The organism is Variovorax sp. J2L1-78, assembly GCF_030317205.1.
GTDB lineage: Bacteria > Pseudomonadota > Gammaproteobacteria > Burkholderiales > Burkholderiaceae_C > Variovorax > Variovorax arabinosiphilus.
Genome location: NZ_JASZYB010000002.1, coordinates 450639 through 474815 on the forward strand (window position 1 = coordinate 450639; position 24177 = coordinate 474815).

The following is a 24177-nucleotide window of genomic DNA, read 5'->3' on the forward strand; positions in this document are numbered from 1 at the left end:
GCTCAGTCGCCCAGCACCACCGGCACGCGCGGCGCCACGGCGCACATCAGCTCGTAGCCGACGGTGCCCGCGGCGCGCGCGACCTCGTCGATTGGCAGCAGCGCGTTGCCGTTCGACGCGCGGCCCCAGAGCGTGACCTCGCTGCCGAAGCCGACCGGGCGACCCGCCGCCTGCAGCGGCGTGAGGTCAACGGTGACCATGTCCATGCTGACGCGGCCGACCACGCACGTGCGCACGCCGTCGACCAGCACCGGCGTGCCCGTGGGCGCGTGGCGCGGATAGCCGTCGGCATAGCCGACCGCGGCGACGCCGATCGTCATCGCCGCCTCGGCCACGAAGTGCGAACCGTAGCCGACGGTCGCGCCGGGCTGCAGTTCCTGCGTGCCGATGAGCCGCGTCGAGAGCGTCATGCCCGGCTGCAGCTGCCAATGCGCGCTGTCGTGCTCGGGAAAGTCGGGGACGCCACCGTAGAGGACGATGCCGGGCCGTACCCAGTCGATGCGCGTCTCGGGCGCATGGCGCAGCACGGCGGCGCTGTTGGCGATGGAACGCTCGCCCGGCAGGTCCTGCGTGGCGCGGTGGAAGGCGGCCAGCGCATCGGCGATGCCGCGCGGCCCATCGGCGTCGCTGAAGTGCGTCATCAGCGAGATCTCGTCGACCTGCGGCAACGCGTTGAGCCGGGTCCACGCCGCGCGATAGCGCTCGGGCGAGAAGCCCAGGCGGTTCATGCCGGAGTTCATCTTGAGGAAGACGCGGTGCGGCACCTGCGTCTTGTGGGCGGCGAGCATGTCGATCTGCGCGTCGCAATGCACCGCATGCCAAAGGCCCAGGCGCGAGCAGAGCTCCAGGTCGCGCGCTTCGAACACGCCTTCGAGCAGCAGGATCGGTCCGCGCCAGCCGAGGGCGCGCACGCGCTCGGCCTCGGCCAGGTCGAGCAGCGCGAAGCCGTCGGCCCCGCGGAACGCATCGAAGACACGCTCGATGCCGTGGCCGTAGGCATTGGCCTTGACGACGGCCCAGACGCGCGAGTCGAGCGCCGAGCGGCGCACGCGCTCCAGGTTGTGGCGCAGCGCGCCGGCATGAATGGTGGCGAGGATGGGGCGGGGCACGAAACTGGATCTCTCGGAGGATGGAAAACCCCTGGGCCCATGGGCGGCGCCGTCGTGGGGGAACGCCATTTTGGCATTGCACCCCCATGCTATAACCGCGCATTCGCCGCCGGGGCGAGGTCTTTTTTCTACCGCACCACCACATCGCCAGTCCCACCCTGGCCAGCCAGCCCATCGATGAAGCGCGGTTTCTACACCATCATGTCGGCCCAGTTCTTTTCGTCACTGGCCGACAACGCGCTCTTCGTCGCGGCCGTCGAACTGATGCGGTCCTCGGGCGCTCCCGAATGGCAGCGGGCGGCATTGGTGCCGATCTTCACGCTCTTCTATGTGGCGCTCGCCCCGCTGGTGGGCGCCTTTGCCGACGCCTACCCCAAGGGGCGCGTCATGTTCATCAGCAACTTCATCAAGGTGATCGGCTGCCTGATGATGCTGTTCGGTTCGCACCCGCTGCTGGCCTACGCCATCGTCGGCCTGGGCGCCGCCGCTTACTCCCCGGCCAAGTACGGCATCCTCACCGAGTTGCTGCCGGCGTCGCAGCTGGTCAAGGCCAACGGATGGATCGAGGGGCTGACCATCGCGTCGATCATCCTGGGCATCGTGCTGGGTGGCCAACTGGTGGGCCACATGGTGTCGAGCCACTTGCTGGCCTGGGACTTGCCAGGGATGGACACCGGCATCGACACGCCGCCCGAAGCAGCCATCGCCGCACTGATCTTCGTCTACATGCTGGCCGCGTGGTTCAACACGCGCATCCCGCACACCGGCGTGGAGATGCGCCCGCTGCGCGCCAATCCGCAGCACGGCTTCGCGCGCAACATGGCCGCGCTGCTGCCCGATTTCTGGCACTGCAACGCGCGCCTCTGGCGCGACAAGCTCGGCCAGATCTCGCTGGCGACCACCACGCTGTTCTGGGGCGCGGGCGGCAATCTCAAGTACATCGTGCTGGCCTGGGCATCGCTCGCGCTGGGCTACAACACGGCGCAGGCGTCCTCGCTGACCGGCGTGGTCGCCATCGGCACGGCCGTCGGTGCGGTGGTCGCGTCGATGAAGATGCGGCTGGACATGGCGACGCGCGTGATTCCGCTGGGCATCAGCATGGGCCTGCTGGTGATCGGCATGAACTTCATCGGCAACATCTGGGTGGCCGTGCCCTTCCTGATCCTGCTGGGCGGGCTGGGCGGCTTCCTGGTGGTGCCCATGAATGCACTGCTGCAGCACCGCGGCCACAACCTGATGGGCGCGGGCCGGTCGATCGCGGTGCAGAACTTCAACGAGCAGGCCTGCATCCTGATCCTGGGTGCGTTCTACAGCGCATGCACCGGCCTCGGCCTGTCGGCGTACACGGCCATCACCGCCTTCGGCGTGGTGGTCGCGGGCTTCATGTGGCTCATCAAGCGCTGGCACGAGAACAACCTGCGCAGGTACCCCGAAGAAGTCGAGCACCTGCTGTCGATCGCGCGCAGCGACAAGCACCACTGAGCGCCGCCGACGGCGCGACCTTCTTCAACCTCCGAGGAACGCCCATGGCATCGATCTACGACTTCACCGCGCAGGCCATCGATGGCCACACCCTCTCGCTGGCGGACTACCGCGGCCGCGTGCTGCTCATCGTGAACACGGCCAGCCAGTGCGGGTTCACGCCGCAGTTCGCCGGGCTCGAGGAACTGCACCAGCGCTATGCCGCCGAAGGGTTGAGCGTGCTGGGCTTTCCGTCGAACCAGTTCGGCGGACAGGACCCGGGCAGCAACGACGAGATCGGCGCCTTCTGCACGAAGAACTACGGCGTCAGCTTCCAGATGATGCAGAAGGTCGACGTCAAGGGCAGCGAGGCCGTGCCGCTGTACCAATGGCTGGTGCAGGAGAAGCCAGGGTTGCTCGGCAGCACCGTCATCAAGTGGAACTTCACCAAGTTCCTGGTCGGCCGCGACGGGCAGGTGATCAAGCGCTATGCGCCGCTCGACACGCCGGCATCGCTGGCCAAGGACATCGAGGCCGCGCTGAGGGGCTGAGCACGCTGCGCTCCGTCAGCGGAGCGGATCGAAAGCCGTGATCGGCATTCCAGCGGTGAGAAAGCTGCTCACCAATTCGACGTCTGGCGCATCGGCGGGGGCGGCCCAGTCGGTGGCCCGCGCCAGCAGCGAGCGCCGCGCGGCGAGCAGCACCGTGTGGCTGCGTGCAATGTGGTGCCAGTCGCCGATGTCGTCCAGATCGAGCACACCACGCACCCCCATGCCGACGAGGGCCGACAGCGAGTAGTCCTTCCAGGACGTGTAGCGCATGCGCGCCGTCGGCTGAAGGCGATCGAGCGTGCGCCAGACGGATTCGCGGGACGCGTAACCCATCGTGAAGCCGAGCCGCAGCAGGTAGGCCACCTGCTGGACATCCCAGGCCATCAGGTGGCAGTGCTGGTCGCGGATCTCGCCGGGCTTCACGATGCCGGCATGGGCCGACAGGAAGACGAGCACATCCCGCAGCGATCGGTACGCCGCGGTGTCGACAGGCTCGCCAACCCGCCAGGCCTCGAAGGCCTCGGCTTCGTCCGACGACACCGCACCCAGCGTGCGAAGTCGCGTGTCGATCACCTGCTGGAAGTCACGTGCAGACCGCACGTTCCAGTACCGCGCGAGGAGTTCTCGGATGCGCCGGCGGGGCAGTGTGCTCGCCAACTGGTTGAAGTCATCGTGTTCGAGCAGCGCCAGGTTCGCGCTGAGCAGAAGCCCGAAGAGCTGATGCGCCGCGATCGCCTCGGTGGGTGCGAACGCGATGCCGCGGGCCCAGTTCGCATCGCTCCAGCCCCTCCGCACGCCGACGATGGTGCACAGGAGCGCCAGCCAGATGGCGAGGGCCGCGATCCAGAAATCCATGCTCATCTCCCCTTGGCCGGCGGCGCCGTCACGGGTACACCACTTCCTTCGTCACGCTGACGCAGCCGCCCGCGATCCGGATCAGGTAGACATGGTGTGTCGGGCTGTAGGGGATGACGGCGATCTGCTCGCCCAGACGTTCCAGCGCCTGGGTGTAGCGCAGCTCTTCCAGTGCGACGTCCTGGCACGACTTGCGCCACACATCGACCTTGTCGTAGCTCAGGTCGCAACCACCACGGAAGGTCGGCGCGAAGGTCGCGCTCACGAGGCTCGTCGCTTCCGCGTCGTTCCGCTCGATCGCCACGCCCAGCGTCGCGGCATCCGGCGCCGCTGGGTGGGTCATGACGACCGCGGAATGGCTGCCCGTGGTGCCGGTCAGCGCCGGCCCGAAGCGGCGGGTTGCGTCGAGGCAGGTCTGCACACCGAGGCGCCCGGCCAGGCGGGCCACGGTACCGACCGACGATGCGGCGTCCTGCTGCTGGGCGAGCGCAGGCAGAGCAAAGGCCATGGATGCCGCCATGAGCACCGCGCCGAAGACGGTGAGATGCAAACGCGCGGCGGCAATGCCCATCACCGATGAAATACGCATGGAATGACTCCGTCCGGCTGGCGACTCAGGGCACGGCCCGAACGTGGGTCACCACCCTGGGCGAGTCGATCGCGACGGATTCCACGCCAACAGTCAGCGCTACAGCAGCGTTGGTGTTGGCGTGGAAGTACAGCGTCGGCGTGACAGCAAAGGGTGGCGGTGCGCTCTGGGGTTGGCGCACCGTGATGGCATCTTGGTGTGGGGTGTCGTCGGTGGCGCGTGCCCTGCGGAATGGCCGGGCCGGGACGGTGTAGGCAGCGCGCTGGAGACGGGACGCTGCAGACCACACCGAGTGATCCTCGATGCTTCCTCCCGCCCCGTGCTGCATCCCGTCCATGGCATGTACCTTTGTGTGTTCTAAAAAATACCGCGCGACGTCTGAGCGTCTTGGCGCGCGGTGTCACTCCCTGATGAGGTCGGATGGTGTCGGCAAGTGCGGGCTCGCGGCAGCGTTAGCGAGGTTCTGCGCGATTTGGGACGCATTTCTTTGTCAAAGTGCAAACTATTCAACAACAAAGATTCAAAAATGCGTCCTGCGCAGACAGTCGTCGCCGGTGCGCTGCGCAAGCTCAGGATGCCGACTGCACGCTGATGTCGACGCGGCGGTTGGGCGCCAGGCAGGCGATCAGTGCATTCCGGTTCGCCTGGGCGCACTGCACCTTCGGTGCCGTCTCGCCCAGGCCCTGCACCTGGATGCCGCGCGCGGGCACGCCGGCCTTCACCAGGTAGTCGCGCACCGTGGCCGCACGGGCCAGCGACAGTTGCTGGTTGTAGCGCGACGAGCCGAGCCGGTCGGTGTGGCCGGTGATGTCGATGCGCTCCACGCCCTGGGCGCCACGCAGGCTGGCGGCGAGTGCGTCGAGTTCCTGCCGACCCTGCGGCAACAGATCGCTGGTGGCCGAGCCATCGAAGGCAAACAATGCATCGGCCGACAGCTCCACGCGCTTGGGTGCCGGCCGCGCCACCACGCGCTCCACCGGGGCAGGCGGCATCGGCGCCGCGGCGACCTTGAGCACATCGGCGCAATCTGTCGGCAGCCAATGGAAGCTCTGCGCCACCACGTGCTTGTCGAAGATCGCCTTGTACTGGCAGGTCTTCACGCCGGTCGGCGTGCGGAAGTGGAAGATGTAGTCCCACTCGCGCACCGCGCCCATCCCTTCGCTGAAATGCGGCCGCCCGACGAAGTCGTAGAGCTGGTCCTTGGTCACGCCCGGCGCGATGCGGCGCAGGTTGTCGAGGTTGGGAAAGGTCCCCTCCTTGAACCAGGCGTCTTTCTGCGCTGGGAACACGACCTCGCCGGCCGTGCCCTCGCCTGAAATTCGCTGGCTCACCGTCGACGTGCCGCAGGCCTGCAAGGTCAGCAATGCCACCAGTCCCACGGCCAGCGCGGTGCGTTGAATCATCTTGTTCGTCATGTTCGTTTCCTCTGTGATGCGTTCGTCGAGCACTGCTTACCAATGGAAGCCGGCACCGGCACCCACACCGAACTTGCCGCGCGAATTGCCGGTGGCGCTGAACTTCACGACCCAGCGCGCGTTGTCGGACAGTTTCGAAACACCGAGGGCCAGGCCGGCCTCGCCGTCGAAGCCGCCCACCCCCACCGACACCATGCTCTTGCCGGGGAGGTAAGCCTGCGGCAGGTTCGCCATCGCGATGGCGCCGGCCGTCCCAGCGCTGGCGCGCTTGGCGTTCTTGCGCAGATCGCCGCTCAGCTGGTTGAAGCGCTGGTCGGTGTACTGCCGGTTGCCCTCGAGGCCGGCGTTCAGCTGGTTGACATTGACGGCGTCCGTGCCTTCCACGCCCGCTGCCACGTTGTGCACCGTCACCGGCCCGGTGGTGTTGCTGCCGCCCATGGACACGCTGTTGTAGTTGACCGAGCCATCGACATTGGTGTCGTACTTCACCGAGCCTTGGTCGATCTGCGTGACCTGGCCCTGCACCGCCTTGAGCTGGCTCACGTTGACCGCGTCGCTGTCGACCGTGCCCGCTGCCACGCCGGTGATCTGGCGGAACTGGCCGTTGGCCGCATCGCCCACCGACACCGCCGCCAGCGTGCTGGTGGTCGCACCGATGGCCGTGCGCTGCTCGGCCGTCGCCGTCGGCGGCACATAGCCCGCCACACCGGAGGCCGTGCTGGCCACCGCGCCTGCGCCCAGTGCCACACCGCCCGCCTGCGTCACGTTGCTGCCCGCACCGAGGGCCACGCCCTGCACCGCGTTCGCCGAGGCCTGCGTTCCCAGGGCCACCGCGTCGGCCGCGCCCGAGGTCGATGCCTGGCCGATGGCGATGCCGCCCGGCGCGCTGGCTTGCACGGTCGCCCCGTTGCCCATGCCGATGCCGTTGTTGCCGTTGACCACCGTCTGCGGTCCGATGGCGACGGAATCCATGCCAACCGCCAGCGAATCAGCCGCGCTGGAGTTGGCATGGAAGTACATCGTCGGCGTGACAGCAAAGGATTGCAGGGCGCCCGAGAGTTGGCGCACCGTGACGGCGTCTTGTTGTTGCGTCCCGTCGGCCACATTCGTGATCTGGCGGTAGCTCGTGGTGTTGCCCACCGAGACGGCGCCCAGCAGTGCGCGGTCGGTGGTGTTGTAGTGAATGAGCGAACTGCCCGCGGGGATGTCGCCCTGCGTGCCGGCAATGGCGCGGTCGGACACCGCGCCCGAGCCCAGCGCCACGGCGCCAGTCGGAACCGCAACCGCTGAGGCGCCCAATGCCAGCGAATTGATACCGTTCGCGGTGGCACCCACACCCAGTGCGGTTGCAGAGTCACCCGATGCGGAGGCTGCGTAACCGACCGCTGTCGCCACTCTGGCAGAAGCCACCGTCCCGGTCCCGAAAGCAGAGCTGCCGCCACCCGAAGCCTTCGCGCCACTGCCCATGGCCGCATCGTTGCCGTTGAGCGCCATGGCACCGTTGCCATAGGCCGATGAATTGACGCCGATCGCCTGGGACGCTTGACCCACCGCCGTCGCCCCCTGGGTTGCAGCCGATGCGCTGGGGCCGATGGCAATGTTGTTGTCTTGAGGGCCACCCGAGCCGGTTGCAGTAGCACCCAAACCCACTGCGATGGAATTGCTACCTGATGCGATGGCGTTGGTGCCGATGCTCACCGTCTGGCTGGTTGTCACATTGAGACCGGCACCCGCCCCGATGGCGATGTTTCGATTGCCGGTCACCGACACACCGGTATAGCTTCCGAGTGCGACATTGTCATTGCCCACCACATTGTTGCCCGCCTGATAACCCATCCCGATATTGCCAGTGCCATTCACGTTGTCACCCGCCCGGGCACCAACCGCCGTATTGAGAATGCCGTTCACGTTTTGACCCGCGAAAGAACCCATACCCACGTTGTCGGAATTCGTCGTCAGGCCGCCGAGACCGGCAGCGTTGCCAACATAGACATCCCCTCTGCCCGTCGCGGCAGCATCAAGACCCAGTGCCACACTTTGGGAACCTTTAGCGGTGGCATTGACGCCAGCCGCCACGGCATAACTGCCAGTGGCACCATCGTTGTCGTAGTTGCCGGCCGGCGCACCGCCGTCATTGACGCTGTAGTAGTGGGTCTTGTTGGCGGCCACCGTGACCGAGAGGTCCTCGATCGCCGAGTTCGTGGCATACAGCTGCGAGCCATTGATCGCGTCGGTGCTGGTCCTGCTGATGCGGCCGGCGGCCACGTTGGTGATGGTGCGCACGCCGTCGACCGCCGCGCCCGAACCCACGCTCACAGTGCTGCTCGCATCGGTGCCGGCAAAGGTGTAGGGCGTGCCGCGGATCGTGGTGCCTGCCGTGTTGACGACCGGGGCGGTCTTGGAACCGTAGCCGAGTGCCACGTCCCCCACCTGCGCGGCCGCGGAGTCGCCACCAAGTGCGGTCGACCTGTTGGCGCTCGCCACGGCGCCGACGCCGAAGGCGGAGCTCAGGTCTCCGGAAGCACGCGTTGAGTCGTGTCCGACCGCCACGGAGTACCTGCCGCTGGCGGTGGTCTGCCCACCAACGGCGAGCGAATCCTGGCCGGTGGCATTCGCATCGGTGCCCAGCGCCATCGAATCGCCAAGTCCGGTGGGGCTCGAGGCCACGGACCGGGCGCCGATCGCGATGGTGCTGCCAGAGACAGCGGACAGCGCCCGCGCTCCGACACCGATGGCAATGCCGCCCCCGCCCGCTCCGTTGTCGCCCGCAGCCGCCCTGGTGCCCAGCGCGACCGCGTTGAAGCCGGTGGCGGCCGCATCCCCACCGATCGCGGTGCTACCAATACCGGTGGCATCCGCGCTGGTCCCCAGCGCGACCGCGTTGAAGCTGGTGGCGGTCGCATCCCCACCGAGCGCAATGCCGTTCGCACCGGTGGCACCCGAGTTCGAGAGGGTCGAATTGCCCACCGCCGTGGAATTGACATGCAGGTAGGGCGTCTCGTCGACGCTGACCCACTGGCCGCCCTTCCAGACCGCCATGCCGGCCTGCAGGCCGTTCGCGCCGGTGGTGGCGTTCGTGTTGTAGACCATCATCCCGTCGACCGGCTGGTTGCCGTTGAGGGTCCAGGTGGCCCGGTCGGTCAGCGCCACGCGCGGCATCAGGACGCCGCGGGTGGGGTCCTCGATTTCCAACTGCGAGCCCGGGTTGATGACGGTCGAATTGTTGCCAATCTTCGTCTGGCCATGCGCCAGCCCGGTCGCCAGCACCAAGAGGGCGATGCCCATGCCGGCGCGTGCGCTCCCCTTGCCCTGGCGGCCGGAGATTTCCGACGTCGCCACCCAGGCGCCCAACGCCTCATTCCAGATCGATCGATAGGTTCTGTTCATGTTCTCGCCCCTGTTTACGTTTCGATTGAAGGCCTCAGCGCAACGTCGTCTGGTTGCTTCGGGCCCGGCTCCCTGTCACGGAGGCGGATGGTGTCGAGGACGCGGGGGGGACGGCCGCAGATGCGAGGTTTCGCGAGATTTGAGATGCATTTCGTAGCAAAAATGCAAACTAGTTCGCAACAAAGGTTCACCGTTGTGTCCCGGGTGCGTGCTCGCCTGCCTGCGATCGGCTAGGCGGACGATGCGCGCCCGTTGCGGCGCATCAACGCGCTTCAACCGCTCGAAAAAGAACGGCCCGCCTGAAGCCAGGCGGGCCGTGTGAGGGGCTTGGGGGCGCCCTGCGTCCTATCGCAGACCGGTGACCTCGATCTCGACGCGACGGTCCGGCTGCAGGCAGGCGATCAGCTCGGGCGTCCGGGCGGTGCCGGCGCAATGGGCCACCGGCTGCCGCTCGCCTTTGCCTTCGGCGCGCACGCGCGCGGCGTCGACGCCGTTTTGCACCAGCAGCTGCCGCACCGTCTGCGCGCGTGCCAGCGACAGCGCATCGTTGTAGGCGGTGGAACCGAGCCGGTCGGTGTGACCGGTGACCACCACCTGGTCGAAGGCCTGCCCGCGCAAGGCGGCGGCAAGCCGCTCGACGCGTTGCCGGCCGTCGGGCAGCAGGTCGCCTTCCGCACTGCGGTCGAAGCGGAACAGGCCGTCGGCCCCCAGCGTGGTCTTCGCCGCCACCACGGGCGGTGGCGGCACGACGGGCGGCGTCGGCTTGGCCGCGACCACCGCGGGCGCCAGCAGGTCCGCGCAGCCCGGGCCTTTCCAGTACATGCCGTTCGTCAGCACGTCGGCGTTGAAGCGCACCATGTACTGGCAGGTGATGTACTCGGGGCCGGCGCCGGTGCGGAAGTGAAAGATGTAGTTCCACTCGCGCACGCCGCCCAGGCCTTCGCTGAAATGCGGAAAGCTCAGCAGTTCGCGCACCTGGTCCTTGCCCATGCCGGTGCGCATGGCGCGCAGGGCCTCGAGGCTCGGAAAGCTGCCTTGCTGCCACTTGGCCGAGTTCATTGCCGGGAAGTCCGCGTCCTTCGGCGGCGCCGGGTTGTCTGCGGCAGCGCGCGCCTGCATTTCGGGCGTGATGGTGTGGCTCGGCGCGGCGCAACCGATGGTCACGATCGCCGATACGCAGGCCGCGATGAGCGGGAGCGCGTAGCCGACAACGGGGGTCTTGGTTTGAAGAATCGTTTTCATGATGAATGCAGTCCGTGTCGTGATCAGTTGAAAACCCACTCGGCGCCGACCGTGGCACCCACGCCGGCCCGGCTGGTGGCGAGGCCGCCGGTGAGGCTCCAGGCGTTGTTGTCGGAGGTGCGCCGGAAGCTGATGCCTACGGCGCTCTCGCCCTTGAACGTACCCACGCCGAGACGCATGACCGTCTTGCCCGGAACGTAGCTCGCCGGCATCTGCAAGGCCATCGCCGAGGCCACGCCCGCATAGGCGTTCCTGGCGACACCGTCGATGCGGTTGTTGACCGAATCGATGCGACTGTTGAGGTTGCTGTTGACGGCGTTCAGCTGGTTCACGTTGACCGCGTCGGTGCCGGCCACGCCCGGTGCCACGTTGTGGATGCTGACGGGGCCGGTCGTGTTGTTGCCGCCCATGGTCACGCTGTTGTAATTGACCGAGCCGTCGACGTTGGTGTCGTACTTCACCGAGCCCTGGTCGATCTGCGTGACCTGGCCCTGCACCGCCTTGAGCTGGCTCACGTTGACCGCGTCGCTGTCCACCGTGCCCGCCGCCACGCCGGTGATCTGGCGGAACTGGCCGTTGGCCGCATCGCCCACCGACACCGCCGCCAGCGTGCTGGTGGTCGCGCCGATCGCCGTGCGCTGCTCGGCCGTGGCCGTCGGCGGGATGTAGCCCGCGACGCCGGCTGCCGTGCTCGCCACCGAGCCTGCGCCCAGTGCCACACCGCCGACCTGCGTCACGCTGCTGCCCCGGCCGACCGCCACGCCCTGCACAGCCGCCGCCGAGGCGCCGGTGCCGACGGCGATCGAATCCGCCAGGTGCGAGGTCGCCGCCTGGCCGATCGCGATGCCGCCCGGTGCCGTCTGCTGCACGATGGCACCGTTGCCCATGCCGATGCCGTTGTCGCCGTTGACCACCGTCTGCGGGCCGACCGCGATCGATTCGGCCCCTGCGGCGACCGAATCGATGGCCGCCGAGTTCGCATGGAAGTACTTGGTTGGCGTGGTCGAGAACGCACTGAGCGCACCGGTCAGCTGGCGGATCGTGACCGCATCGCTCGCCTGCGTGCCGTCGGCCACGTTGATGATCTGCCGGTAGCCGGTGGCGTTGCCGACGGACACGGCGCCGAGCAGCGTCTTGTCCGTGGTGTTGTAGGGCACGCTGATGCTGCCGCCTTCGGGCGTCAGCACGACCGGGATCTGGCCCTGCGTCGCCACGACCGCGCGGTCGGACACCGAGCCGCTGCCCAGCGCCACGCTCGACGCCGTCAGGGCCTGGGCGCCGTTGCCGATGGCCGTGCCCTGGGCCGCGCTGCTCTGCGAGCCCGAGCCCATCGCAATCGTGTTCTCGGCGCCGGCGGTCGAACCCGCGCCCAAGGCAAGTGCGTTCTGCGCAGAGGCCACGGCCCCACTGCCGACAGCGACCGCATTGCCGGCCCCGCTGGCGGTGGCGCCGAGCCCCATCGCGACGCCCGCGTCGGCGCTGGTCACGGCGTTCTTGCCTGCGGCGATGCCGTCGACGCCGGTGGCGCCCAGGTTGTCCTCGTTGGTGCCGCCGGTCGACTTGACGCTGTAGTACTTGGTCTTGTTGGCGGCCACCGTGACCGAGAGGTCCTCGATCGCCGAGTTCGTGGCATACAGCTGCGAGCCATTGATCGCGTCGGTGCTGGTCCTGCTGATGCGGCCGGCGGCCACGTTGGTGATGGTGCGCACGCCGTCGACCGCCGCGCCCGAACCCACGCTCACAGTGCTGCTCGCATCGGTGCCGGCAAAGGTGTAGGGCGTGCCGCGGATCGTGGTGCCTGCCGTGTTGACGACCGGGGCGGTCTTGGAACCGTAGCCGAGTGCCACGTCCCCCACCTGCGCGGCCGCGGAGTCGCCACCAAGTGCGGTCGACCTGTTGGCGCTCGCCACGGCGCCGACGCCGAAGGCGGAGCTCAGGTCTCCGGAAGCACGCGTTGAGTCGTGTCCGACCGCCACGGAGTACTTGCCGCTGGCGACGGTCTGCCCGCCGACGGCAAGCGAATCTGGCCCTATGGCCTGTGAATCGGTGCCCAGCGCCATCGAATCGCCGAGCCCACTCGGGCTCGATGCCACGGACCGGGCGCCGATCGCGATGGTGCTGCCAGCGCCGGTGGACATCGCCTTTGCTTCCGCGCCGATGGCAATCCCGCCGCTCAGTACGCCGGTCGTGCCCGCTCCGTTGATGCCCGCCATCGCCTTCACGCCCAGCGCGATGGCGTTGCTACCGGTGGCGCCGGCTTCCTGCCCGATGGCCATGGCGCCATTGGCCTTAGCGATGGCGGCGGTGCCTATGGCCACCGTGTTGTCGACGGCCAGCGTTCCGACAGTGGTGCCTGCCTGGCTGCAACCGTCATTCACGCCAGGCTGCATGCAATTGACCGTTCCGCCCGGGGTGATGGCTCCGCTGCCTGCGCCCTTGCCGACCGCGACGTTGCCGCTGCCGGTGATGCCGACACCGGCGTTGGTGCCCAGCGCCGCGTTGTCGGCACCGCTGACAAGCTGGCCGGCACCCGCGCCCACGGCGCTGTTGAAGACGCCGCTCATGGTCCAGCCTTCACCCGTGGTGAGCTGGTAGGTCTTGCCGCCATCGGTCACACCATTGCCTGCGACATTGCCGAGCGCAGTGTTGCCGCTGCTCGCAGCGTTCTGACCGGCGCGGTAGCCCACGGCGGTGTTGTCGTTGCCGCCCGCTGCGCCGTTGTTGTTTTGGCCGGCACGTGTGCCGATACTGGTGTTGCGATCACCCGTGATGCCCTGACCGCTGAAGCTACCCACGCTGGTGTTCAAGTTGCCCGTGGTGCCCGTGCCCGCCCCATAGCCGCCGAGCAGCGTGTTGGAGCTGCCCGTGACGCCCTCGCCCGACTTGTAGCCGACCACCGCGTTGTACTGACCCGTCATGTTGGTACCAGCGCCGTTGCCGATCACCGTGATGTAGGCGCCGTTCATGTCCTGGCCAGCGTTGTTGCCGATGACGATGATGTCGGAGCCCGTCGTCCCGGTGCCCGCCGACCCGCCGATGGCCGTCATGCTGGTGCCGCTGGCTTCCGCGTTGTTGCCCAAAGCAATGGCAGCGGCACCGGTTGCTGTCGCACCCAGCGTGCCGCCCGTCGTCTGCACGACATCGCCGGCCATCGCAGCCGTGCTGCCCAGCGCCAGCACCGTGGTCAGCAGCGCGGCTGTGGCGGCGAGCCTCTTGCTGCTGCTCTTCTTGCCACGCCCGGATGTGATTTCCGATGTGGCGACCCAGGCGCCGAGCGCCTCGTTCCAGATTGATCGATACGTCTTGTTCATGTCTTTCCCCCTTGTGTACGCTTGCGAATGAATGGATTTGCAGCGGGCGCCCAGGCGCCCCTTGATGGCGGGCGCGATGGTGGCCGGGGGACGTGCACGAACGTGTGGGTTGCGACAGTTCGCGAGGAACTGCCGCCAACAAACCAACAGGACGTTACTTATTGCGCGATGGCACAGGCTCGTTGGCCGAGTCTCTTGTGCCCCTCCCCGGGGCGAACGGTCCGCAGCCGCTCGCCTGTTCTCAGGCTCAGGTGGGTTGGTGGCCCCCTCTCATCAGGATTCGGTGCTGTTGACGTCGGCGGCCACCGATGAACGCCGGGACCAACGCCTCGACGCCGAGTCCCTCATTCCCAATCAATCGATAAGTTTTTTTCACTATTTCGCTCCTTTGTCTGTTCTGATGAAGGCCTCGACGCAACGTTGTTTGATGCCCTTGGCCCGGCTCTCCCTGCGAGGGGCGGATGGTGTCGAGGCAGCAGCGATGCGACAAAAGGTGCGAGTTTTTGCGAGATTTGGTATCGATTTCCACGTAGAACTGTTACTTAATTGGCGTGATTTAACCTTGAAGTTACAATTTAGCCGAGGCCCTCCGTCGAAGATGCAGCAACGAGCTCGTACGAAGCCTCAGATTCGGCGACATTTGCCGCGGAAACTCTTGAGATGTAGGACATTCCACGAATGCGAATCGCAGTACTCGAAGACGACACCCATCAACGGGTGCACGTGATCAGGGCCCTCAATCAGCAAATGGCACTGCCGGAGGAGCACATCACGATCGTTGCCTTCGACAAGGGCGAGGCGCTGCGCCGGGCCCTGCGCCTGGACACCTTCGACCTGCTGCTCCTCGACTGGACGGTGCCCGACCTGGACGGCATCGACTTGCTCCGCTGGCTGCGCGACTACCAGAAGGACGAAACCCCCGTGCTGATGCTCAGCGTGCACGGCTCGGAGCGGCAGATCGCCGAAGCGCTGGACGAAGGCGCGAACGACTACGTGGTCAAACCCTTTCGCTCGCTCGAGCTGTGCGCGCGCGTGCGCCGCCTGTTGAAGCAGCGCAGCGACCTGACGCAGGCCAACGCGGCCACGCAGACGCCCTTGCAGGAACGCTATGGCGCCTGGCTGTTCGACCGCGGTTTGCTGATGGTGGAGATTGCATCGCCGTCGGGCGACATTCCCCATCGATGCGAGGTCACCGACCGCGAATTCCGCATGGCGCTGGCCTTGTTCCGGCACATCGGCCAGCCGGTGTCGCGCTCGTACCTGCTCGAGCAAGGCAGCCACCGGGGCGAAACCTTGTCGTCCCGCGCCCTCGACAGCCATATCTACCGATTACGCAGCAAACTCGGCCTTCACCCCGCCAACGGCATTCGACTCCAGACGGTGTACGGCCAGGGTTATCGGCTCGAGTGGGTCCGCTCGCATGTGGCTCCCGCCACCTCCTGAGACGACGGCGCTTCCCCAAAGCCTCCGATGCGCCGCCGTTTCCTGATCGAGTGGCTGCTGATCGCCGCGCTGCTTCCCCTGGTCCTGCTGTGGGCCAACGATCGCCCCGGCCTGGGCGACATCAACCGTCTGCTCTACGACCAGGTGCTGCGCGCCGACCAACGCGCCGCGCCTTCGCCCGACATCGTGATCATCGGCATCGACGAGCGCAGCATCGCGGCGCTCGGCCCGTGGCCCTGGTCCCGCACCATCCATGCGCGGTTGCTGGAACAACTGGCGCCCCATGCGCCGCGCAGCGTGCTGTTCAACGTGTTCTTCGACACCCCGGGGCCGCCGGCAGACGACGCGTGGCTGGCCGCCGCCATGACGAAGTTGCCGGTCTATCTGCCGATGAACTTCGGCGCAGTGCCCACGGGCACGTCCAAGCTGACGCCCCCCACCGTCGGTTACAGCGCACCCGTCCCGGTTCTGGCCGCGGCGGCCCGCGGCCTCGGCCACGTCAATGCCAGCGCCGACAGCGACGATCGGGTCCGGACCCTGTTTCGCTACGAAGGCACATCGGCACGACTGGCGCCCTATGTCGGGGTGCTGGTCGCCTCCGGCGCGCAGGACGCGGCACCGGCACGGCCGGCCTTCGAGCCCGACGGCCAGTGGACGCGGCTGTCGCGCTTCGGTTTCCGGCTGGCCGGGCCGGCGGGCAGCTACCGCACGGTGTCCTATGTGGACGTACTCCTGGGCACGGTGCCGCCGGAGAGCTTTCGCGGGAAAAACCTGCTGGTGGGCGCGGTGGAAGACTCGCGGCTCGACGATCAGCTGGCCGTGACGGGTATGGGCGCGCGGGGCGCCGCGCTGCCCGGGGTGGAGGTCCACGCCAATGCCCTCGACGTGTTGATGCAGGGCCGCACCATCGAGTTTCCCGGCATGCGCACGGTGTGGCTGTGGATCGCGCTGCCGATGTGGGCGGCCCTGACCCTCTTTCTCGTGCTCGCACGGCACGCAGCGATCGGCGCCCTGGTGCTCGGCGCCGTCACGGCGGGGCTGGGCATCGTCGCGCTGCAGGAGGCCCGCACCGCACTGCCCATCGCCACGCCGCTCGCCGGCATCGCCTTGGCCTATGTGATGTGGAGCTGGCGGCGCCTGGCGGCGCTGATGCAGTTCTTCCGGCAGCGCGTCGACGTCCTGAACGCCGTGCCCGCCGGCGCGTTCGAGCCGGCACCGGTGGCCCGGGCGGTGGCCATGGATTCGCTCGAGCAGCGCACCCACTCGCTCGACCGCGCCATCGACCGCCTGGTGACGTTGCAGTCGACACTCAGCGACAGTCTGGCGCTGATGCCGGTCGCGGTGTTGATCTGCCGCGGCGATGGCCTGATCGGCCAGGCCAACGCTGCGGCACGCGCGCTGCTGACACCGTCCAGCTGGGGCCGCGTCGCCCCCGAAGGCCCAGGCGATGCGCTGGCCGGACGCCAGCTGTTCAGTCTGCTGGCCCCCCTGACGCGCCTCGACATCGTCGACGGCCCCCCCACCGCCGTGTCGGCGTTGCCCTCGCTGTGGCGCGAGGCCGCGACCGGCGAGTACACGACAGGCGTCGGCTCGGTCTTCCGCGCGCAGGCGGTGCGTATCGGCAAGGGCGCCGCCGGCCCCGCGTCGGAGCGCTGGATCGTCGTGCTGCGCGACCTCACCCGCGAGCGCCAGGCGGAGCGCGAACGCGCCGCGCTGTTCTCCTTCTTCTCGCACGATCTGCGAGCGCCGCAGGTGTCGATCCTGAGCCTGCTCGAACTGCATGCGTCCGGCGATTCGGCCATGGCCGCGCGCGATCTGAACGCCGCCGTCGCGCGTGAAGCGCAGCGCACGCTCACCATGGCCGACAGCTTCATGGCGATGCTCGAGGCCGATTCCACCGACTACCGCATCATGGCCGTGTCGATCGCGAGCGTGACGATGGACGCGCTCGATGCCGTGTGGGCCTACGCGCAGAAAAGCAGCGTGACGCTGCGCGAGCGGCTGCACGACAACGAGGCTTTCGTGCTGGCCGATGGCGCGCTGCTGATGCGCGCCCTGCGCAACCTGCTGGACAACGCGATCCGCCACAGCCCGCCGGGCAGCCAGATCGATGTCTGCGTGGCCACGCAGTTTTCGCTGGACCAGCAGTCTTCCGAGGTCCTGCTGTCGATCCGCGATGAAGGCGCCGGCATGGACAGCGAGCGCCTCTCACGGGTGCGTGAAGCAGGCCATCGCCGGACCGGCTCGGGTCAGGCGCACGGCTGGGGCCTGGGGCTGGCCGTGGTCAATACCGTGGTGTCGCGCCACGGCGGCTGGATCGACGTGACCAGCAGCCCGGGCGCCGGTACGCAGTTCATGATCGGGCTGCCGCAGTGCGCGCCCGAGGCGAGGGCACCCGCTTAGAAACGGAAATCAAGTGTCTTGGGCGTACCGCCCACGGTCACGCTCTGGCGCTTGCTCATGCTGTCGGTGACCGCCTCCACGGTATAGCTGCCGGCGGGCAGGTTCAGCAGACACACGGGCCCGCCCGCACGCAGCGTCACCGGCGCCCCACCCGCACCGGTCAACGTCACCACCACATCCGCCAAGTAAGCGCCATCGGTGCGTGCGAACAGCAGCGAAAGCGGGTGCGACTTCATCGCCGCGCGCATGGCGGTGGACTCGTCCACGCCGATCCCGCCGCAGGCGTAGCGGACCGGGCCTTCGCTGCGCATCGCGGGCACGGCGCCCTGTGCCTGAACCAAGGTCAGCGCGCTGGCACCGACACAGGCCAGCGCGACATACGTTTGAACGACCAGCAGACGGCGGGGGGACATGCGGAACTCCTCGAACTTGAACATGCCGGCACCATGCCGCACAGCCCGGCCCGCATGCGTCGGCGGATGACGGCTCCCACTGTCCGATCAGGCCGCCGTCAGCGCCGCGTCCAGCAGCTCGATCCAATGCCGCACCGGCGTGGCGCTGCCGCTCTGCAGATGCGTGATGCAGCCGATGTTGGCCGAGACGATGGTGGTCGGCTGCAGCTGGTTCAGATGCCCCAGCTTGCGGTCGCGCAGCGGGTAGGCCAGCTCGGGCTGCAGCACCGAATACGTCCCGGCCGAGCCGCAGCACAAATGAGCTTCGCTCTTCGCGACCTGCATGTCGAAGCCCAGCGCGCGCAGGTTCACCTCGACGCCGCCGCGCAGCTTCTGGCCGTGCTGCAGCGTGCACGGCGGGTGGTAGGCCACCACGCCGGCCGGTGCCCTGACGCGCGGCTTGAGCGTGGGCACCAAGTCGGGCAGCAGCTCGCTCAGGTCGCGCGTCAGCGCGCTGATGCGTTCGGCCTTCAGCGCGTAGGCCGGGTCGTCCTTGAAGAGGTGGCCGTAGTCACGCACCGTGACGCCGCAGCCGGAAGCGTTCATCACGATGGCTTCCACGTCGTCGCGCTCGGCATGCGGCCACCACGCATCGATGTTGGCGCGCATGTGCGCCTTGCCGCCTTCGTGGTCGTTGAGGTGGAACTTCACCGCGCCGCAGCAGCCGGCTTCCGGCGCGACCACGGTCTGGATGCCCGCGGCGTCCAGCACCCGCGCGGTCGCGCTGTTGATGTTGGGCATCATCGACGGCTGCACGCAGCCCGCGAGCATCAGCACCTTGCGCGCGTGCGTGCGCGTCGGCCAGGCGCCGGCGTCCTGCCGGGCCGGCACCTTGGCGCGCAGCTTCTCGGGCAGCAGGCCGCGCACCGACTGGCCGAGCTTCATCGCCGGCGCGAAGAGCGGCGAGGTCAGGCCTTCCTTCAGCAGCCAGCGCGTGGCCGATTCCATCGCCGGGCGCGGCACCTTCTCGTCGACGATCCGGCGGCCGATGTCGACCAGGTGGCCGTACTGCACGCCGCTCGGGCAGGTGGTCTCGCAGTTGCGGCAGGTCAGGCAGCGGTCCAGGTGCAGCTGCGTGGCGCGCGTGGGCGGCTGGCCCTCGAGCACCTGCTTCATCAGGTAGATGCGGCCGCGCGGGCCGTCGAGCTCGTCGCCGAGGAGCTGGTAGGTGGGGCAGGTGGCGGTGCAGAAGCCGCAGTGCACGCACTTGCGCAGGATGGCTTCGGCTTCGCGGCCGTCCGCCGTGCCCTGGAATTCGGGGGCCAGTTGGGTTTGCATCGTGGGTTGTCTCGTTCTGCGTCGATTGTGAGCGCCCTACGGGCCGGACGGTGGCGCGCGTCGTCCGAAGCGCCGCACGGCTGAGCCGAGCAGCAGTTGCAGGTAGACCGAACGCCGCAGGTCCCGCCGGAAGGGCGGCAGCGACAGCGCCAGCAACAGCGCGGCCAGCGGCACCACCCAGACGAAGCCGATGTACTTGAAACCGGTGGCGCCGACGATGCCGCCGACGATGAACATGCCGATCAGCCCTCCGTAGAAGCGCAGCGCCACGCGGTTGGCGCGCACCCGCTGTTCCGGGGGGGTCAGACGATGGTTGCGATAGACGAGCCGGCCGAGCTCGAGGCCCAGGTCGGTGACGTGCCCCGTCATGTGCGTGGTGCGCATCTTGCCGTGCGACATCGCCGAGCTCAGCCCGTTCTGCAAGCCCATGATGTACGACAGCAGCAGGACGGTGAGCGGCACCGCGAACGGCGTCGGCCAGGTAAGCGTGATGGCGCCGAGCAGGCCGAAGACCAGCAGCAGCGCGGCCTCGAGCATCAGCGGCAGCGCGAAGGCGCTGCGCAGATGGTGGCGCTGGGCCCAGTGCACGATCACGGCCGTCGTGGCCGCACCGGCGATGAACGCCAGCAACGCGCCCAGCGCACCGAGCAGCAGCGCCACGTTGCCCAGCACCAGCCCGTCGGCCACCTGCGAGGCAAAGCCCGACATGTGCGAGGTGTACATGTGCACCACCAGCAGCCCCCCCGCATTCACCGCCCCGGCATTGAAGGCCAGCAGCAGGCCGAAGATCCGGTCGACCGAGGCGGTCCGATGCTGGCCGGTGAGATGGAGCAGGCGGCGCATGGCGGCGGTGTGGGGCTCCGGCTAGCCGAGCGCGGGCTCGGCGCGGTAGAGGCGGCCGCGGTTGAAGATGCCGGCCGGGTCGAACTCGCGCTGCAGCGCATGGTGGATGCGCGCGAGCGGCGGCGTGAGCGCATCGAAGCGCGGCACCGCCGCGTCGTGCTGCGCCGCACGGAACAGCGTGGCATGGCCGCCGGCGGCCCGCGCCGCCGCACGCAGTCGCGCGCCTTCACCGACCGGCGCGAAGTACCAGCGCTGGCCGCCGTGCCACTCGACGAGCGGGGGGCTACCCAGCGCCAGCACCGGCGTGCTCTGCGGCACCGAGAGGCGCCAGAGGTCGTGGCCCGCCGGGGCGTCGGCGAACCAGGGCAGGCGCTGGTCGCGGCAGGCATTCCAGTCGGCCTGCACGTCGCCCTGCCGTTCGCCGCCCAGGTGCGCGCAGGCGGCGTCGACCGCCGCCACGGCGCCGCTGAGGCGCAGGTACAGCACGCCGTCACCGGCCTCGGACACCCAGCAGCTCGCGTTGAGCGGCAGCGGCCGCCCGCCCCACCCATTGAGCAGTTCGAGCGCCTCGGCCTGCCCGCATTCGAAGCGCAGCGTGGCCTCGGCCGGCGGCACCGGCAGCACCTTGAGGCTCACCTCGGTGATCAGGCCCAGCACGCCCAGCGATCCGGCCAGCACGCGCGAGACGTCGTAGCCTGCGACGTTCTTCATCACCTGGCCGCCGAAGCTCAGCAGCTCGCCGCGGCCGTTGATGAGCGTCGCGCCCAGCACGTAGTCGCGCACCGCGCCGACGCTGGCGCGCGCCGGGCCCGAGAGGCCAGCGGCGACCATGCCGCCTACGGTGCCGCCTTCGGAAAAATGCGGCGGCTCGAAGGGCAGGCACTGGCCCTTCTCGGCCAGCACGGCTTCAAGTTCGGCCAGCGGCGTGCCGGCCCGCGCCGTCACCACCAGTTCGCTCGGCTCGTAGCTCGTGATGCCCGACAACGCCCGGGTATCGAGCAGATCGCCGTCGACCGGCTCGCCATAGAAGTCCTTGGAGCCACCGCCCCGGATGCGCAGCGGGGTGCCGGCGGCGGTGGCGGCGCGAATGCGCTCCGCGATGGCGTGAAGCTCGGGGTTCATGCGGTCGATGGTACTGCCGTGCTGCCCGCTGCCGGCCGGCATCCGTCCTCGAAGATCAGTCCTCGAAGAAATGGACCGGCAGGCCGGCCGTCGCCACGCGGGTGCTGAACACGCTGCCGGAATGCGGCAGGCGCGCGCGCTCTGCGTCGCTGCGGCCCTTGACCGCCGTGGTGACGAAGAGCGTGCGCAGGTCGGCCCCGCCGAAGCAGGGCATCGTCGGGCACTGGGCGGGCAGCACCAAGGCCTCGACCCGTGCGCCCGACGGATCGAAGCGCAACACCTGCGCCCCTTCGAACATCGCCACCCAGTAGTGGCCGTCGGACGACAAGGTGGCACCGTCGGGCCGGCCGTCGTAGCGCAGGCCGGACTCGGGCGTCCAGCCCGCCGGCTTGGGGTCGAAGCGCACGAAGACCCGTTCGCCCAAGAGCGCGTTGGCCGCCGCATCCCAGTCCCAGGCGCGCACCGCATGCGCGGCGGTGTCGGCCCAGTAGAGCGTGCGGGCATCGGTCGAGAAGGCCAGGCCGTTGGCGGTCGTGGCCTCGTTCGCCATCTGCGTGAAGACGGGCGACCGCCCGCCGCGCGCATCGAGGCAGAAGAGCGCCGCGTTGGCGCGGTCCTTCGCTTCGTTGATCGTGCCGGCCCAGAAGCGGCCCTGCGCGTCGCACTTGCCGTCGTTGAAGCGCATGGTCCGCGTGTCGTGGTCGGCGCGCACGAGCAACTGCAGCTCGCCTCCCCATGCGCGGGCGCGGTAGATGCCGTCGCGCAGCGCCAGCACCAGGCCGCCGCTGCGTGCGGGGGCCATGCAGCCGGGCTCGCTGGGCAGTGGCCAGCGTTCGATGCGCATCGCGCTGCCGTCGCCGCGGGTGCGCAGCACGGTGCGCGCCGGGATGTCCAGCCAGTAGAGGGCCTGTTCGTCCGGATGCCAGAACGGCGATTCGCCGAGCTCGCACACGCTGTCGTCGAGGGGAGTCCAGTTCATGCGGCCATTGTGGGGCGCGGCCGTGGCCCGGCCCACACGCCGAGGACAAAAAAAAGCCCGCGGCGCCAAAGCGCTGCGGGCTGAACATCCAAAGGAGACTCTCGCTGAAAACTCTTTGAAGATTCTTTGACGAAGCGGCCGCTGCGGGTTGCAACGGCCGCTTCGGACGATCAACGGTTGTAGGCGGTTTCGCCGTGGGCGGAGATGTCGAGGCCTTCGCGCTCTTCTTCTTCCGTCACACGCAGGCCCACCGTCAGATCGGCGATCTTGAAGGCGATGAAGGACACCACGCCCGACCACACGATGGTCAGCAGCACGCCCTTGAGCTGGATCCAGACCTGGGCGCCGATGCCGTTGGACGTGACCGATGCCGTGACCCAGTCGCCGACCAGGCCCGGGCCGCCGAGGGCCTGCGTGTTGAACACGCCGGTCAGCAGCGCACCGACGATACCGCCGACACCGTGCACGCCGAACACGTCCAGCGAGTCGTCCGCACCCAGCAGCTTCTTGAGACCATTGACGCCCCACAGGCAGGCGAAGCCGGCGATGAAGCCGATGATGATCGCGCCCATCAGGCCGACGTTGCCGGCGGCCGGGGTGATGGCCACGAGGCCGGCGACGGCGCCCGACGCTGCACCCAGCATCGAGGCCTTGCCGCGCATCATCGCTTCACCGATGCACCAGGCGAGCACCGCCGCTGCCGTGGCCGAGAAGGTGTTCATGAAGGCGAGCACGGCGCTGGTGCCGGCTTCGAGGGCCGAACCGGCGTTGAAGCCGAACCAGCCCACCCACAGCAGCGAGGCACCGACCATCGTCAGCGTCAGCGAATGCGGCGTGAAGGCTTCCTTGCCGTAGCCGATGCGCTTGCCGATCACGTAGGCACCGACGAGGCCGGCAACGGCTGCGTTGATATGCACGACGGTACCGCCGGCGAAGTCGAGCGCGCCCCATTGCCAGATCAGACCGGCCTTGGCATTCATGCCGTCCACCACGTTGGCGGCAGTGTAGGCGTCAGGACCCATCCAGAACCAGACCATGTGCGCCAGCGGCGCGTAGCTGAAGGTGAACCAGATGACCATGAACACCAGCACGCCCGCGAACTTGGCACGTTCGGCGAAGGCGCCGACGATCAGGCAGCAGGTGATGCCGGCGAAGGTGGCCTGGAAGGCGGCGAACAGCAGCTCGGGGATGTAGACGCCCTTGCTGAAGGTCGCGCCCGGCGCGAAGGTGCCGGTGGCCGCATCGAAGATGCCCTTCATGAAGAGCCGGTCGAAGCCGCCGATGAAGGCGTTCCCCTCGGTGAACGCCAGGCTGTAGCCGTAGATCAGCCAGAGCACCACGATCATCGAGAAGGTGACCATCACCTGCATGAGCACCGACAGCATGTTCTTGCTGCGGACCAGGCCGCCATAGAAGAGCGCCAGGCCGGGGATCGTCATCATGATGACGAGCAGCGTGGACAGCATCATCCAGCTGGTGTCACCCTTGTTGAACGACGGCGCGGCGGCGGGTGCGGCAGCAGCGTCGGCCGCGGGCGCGGCAGCAGCAGGGGCTGCGGCCGTCGCGGCGGCGGGCGCGGGGGCTGCCGCAGGCGTCGCGGCGGCGGGTGCGGAGGCCGACGTAGCGCCGGCTTCCTGGGCGTTCGGCGTGGGTGTCTGTGCGAAACCGGTCACCCCGGCAGTGAGCACGCTCAGGCCGAGCGCGAGTGAGACAAGCAGTTTTTTCATGTCGATTGTT

18 protein-coding genes are annotated in these 24177 nt (G+C 68.4%); 4 read left to right on the forward strand and 14 right to left on the reverse strand.

Translation table 11 applies throughout. From position 1 onward, the window contains the following. Positions 1-2 precede the first annotated feature (2 nt). On the reverse strand, positions 3-1109 hold the full coding sequence (alr, locus tag QTH86_RS16065) for an alanine racemase (protein WP_286647201.1): 1107 nt from the start codon (positions 1107-1109) through the stop codon (positions 3-5). 177 nt (positions 1110-1286) lie between these two features. Here alr and lplT point away from each other — a divergent pair, with 177 nt between their 5' ends. Both lplT and QTH86_RS16075 read left to right on the forward strand, forming a co-directional pair. After that, positions 1287-2591 carry a lysophospholipid transporter LplT gene (lplT, locus tag QTH86_RS16070; RefSeq protein WP_286647202.1) on the forward strand — a complete coding sequence of 435 codons (1305 nt, stop codon included), beginning with the start codon at positions 1287-1289 and terminating at the stop codon, positions 2589-2591. A 44-nt stretch (positions 2592-2635) separates the two neighbouring features. Further along, a complete protein-coding gene (locus tag QTH86_RS16075; RefSeq protein ID WP_286647203.1) occupies positions 2636-3121 on the forward strand; it encodes a glutathione peroxidase in 486 nt (161 codons plus the stop codon). Between the two features lie 15 nt (positions 3122-3136). On the opposite strand, the gene QTH86_RS16080 is transcribed toward QTH86_RS16075, so the two are convergent. From QTH86_RS16080 to QTH86_RS16110, 7 genes are all read right to left on the reverse strand, one after another. Then, positions 3137-3976 carry a DUF1266 domain-containing protein gene (locus QTH86_RS16080; protein ID WP_286647204.1) on the reverse strand — a complete coding sequence of 280 codons (840 nt, stop codon included), beginning with the start codon at positions 3974-3976 and terminating at the stop codon, positions 3137-3139. 28 nt (positions 3977-4004) lie between these two features. After that, complete coding sequence (locus QTH86_RS16085; RefSeq protein ID WP_286647205.1) at positions 4005-4565, reverse strand: hypothetical protein; 561 nt, start codon at positions 4563-4565, stop codon at positions 4005-4007. A 25-nt stretch (positions 4566-4590) separates the two neighbouring features. Further along, complete coding sequence (locus QTH86_RS16090; protein ID WP_286647206.1) at positions 4591-4902, reverse strand: hypothetical protein; 312 nt, start codon at positions 4900-4902, stop codon at positions 4591-4593. A gap of 232 nt (positions 4903-5134) precedes the next feature. Next, entirely contained in the window at positions 5135-5980 is an 846-nt protein-coding gene (locus QTH86_RS16095; RefSeq protein ID WP_286647207.1) for an OmpA family protein, read from the reverse strand. Positions 5981-6016: 36 nt separating this feature from the next. Next, a complete protein-coding gene (locus QTH86_RS16100) occupies positions 6017-9367 on the reverse strand; it encodes a YadA-like family protein (RefSeq protein ID WP_286647208.1) in 3351 nt (1116 codons plus the stop codon). A gap of 345 nt (positions 9368-9712) precedes the next feature. Then, positions 9713-10609, reverse strand: a complete 897-nt coding sequence (locus tag QTH86_RS16105; protein ID WP_286647209.1) for an OmpA family protein — start codon at positions 10607-10609, stop codon at positions 9713-9715. Between the two features lie 23 nt (positions 10610-10632). Beyond that, positions 10633-13920 carry an ESPR-type extended signal peptide-containing protein gene (locus QTH86_RS16110; RefSeq protein WP_286647210.1) on the reverse strand — a complete coding sequence of 1096 codons (3288 nt, stop codon included), beginning with the start codon at positions 13918-13920 and terminating at the stop codon, positions 10633-10635. Between the two features lie 678 nt (positions 13921-14598). On the opposite strand from QTH86_RS16110, the gene QTH86_RS16115 reads away from it, so the two are divergent. Beyond that, on the forward strand, positions 14599-15363 hold the full coding sequence (locus QTH86_RS16115; protein WP_286647211.1) for a response regulator transcription factor: 765 nt from the start codon (positions 14599-14601) through the stop codon (positions 15361-15363). A gap of 27 nt (positions 15364-15390) precedes the next feature. After that, on the forward strand, positions 15391-17766 hold the full coding sequence (locus QTH86_RS16120) for a CHASE2 domain-containing protein (RefSeq protein ID WP_286647212.1): 2376 nt from the start codon (positions 15391-15393) through the stop codon (positions 17764-17766). On the opposite strand, the gene QTH86_RS16125 is transcribed toward QTH86_RS16120, so the two are convergent. The 6 genes from QTH86_RS16125 to QTH86_RS16150 form a co-directional block, all read right to left on the reverse strand. Continuing rightward, positions 17763-18203 (reverse strand): carboxypeptidase regulatory-like domain-containing protein, encoded by a 441-nt coding sequence (locus QTH86_RS16125; protein ID WP_286647213.1) that lies wholly within the window; start codon positions 18201-18203, stop codon positions 17763-17765. The genes QTH86_RS16120 and QTH86_RS16125 overlap by 4 nt on opposite strands. A 63-nt stretch (positions 18204-18266) precedes the next feature. Beyond that, positions 18267-19496, reverse strand: a complete 1230-nt coding sequence (gene glcF / locus QTH86_RS16130) for a glycolate oxidase subunit GlcF (RefSeq protein ID WP_286647214.1) — start codon at positions 19494-19496, stop codon at positions 18267-18269. 36 nt (positions 19497-19532) lie between these two features. Then, a complete protein-coding gene (locus QTH86_RS16135; RefSeq protein WP_286647215.1) occupies positions 19533-20339 on the reverse strand; it encodes a YoaK family protein in 807 nt (268 codons plus the stop codon). A 21-nt stretch (positions 20340-20360) separates the two neighbouring features. Next, positions 20361-21461 (reverse strand): glycolate oxidase subunit GlcE, encoded by a 1101-nt coding sequence (gene glcE / locus QTH86_RS16140; protein WP_286647216.1) that lies wholly within the window; start codon positions 21459-21461, stop codon positions 20361-20363. A 55-nt stretch (positions 21462-21516) separates the two neighbouring features. Beyond that, complete coding sequence (locus QTH86_RS16145) at positions 21517-22440, reverse strand: SMP-30/gluconolactonase/LRE family protein (RefSeq protein ID WP_286647217.1); 924 nt, start codon at positions 22438-22440, stop codon at positions 21517-21519. Between the two features lie 170 nt (positions 22441-22610). Beyond that, entirely contained in the window at positions 22611-24167 is a 1557-nt protein-coding gene (locus QTH86_RS16150; RefSeq protein WP_286647218.1) for an ammonium transporter, read from the reverse strand. Positions 24168-24177 lie beyond the last annotated feature (10 nt).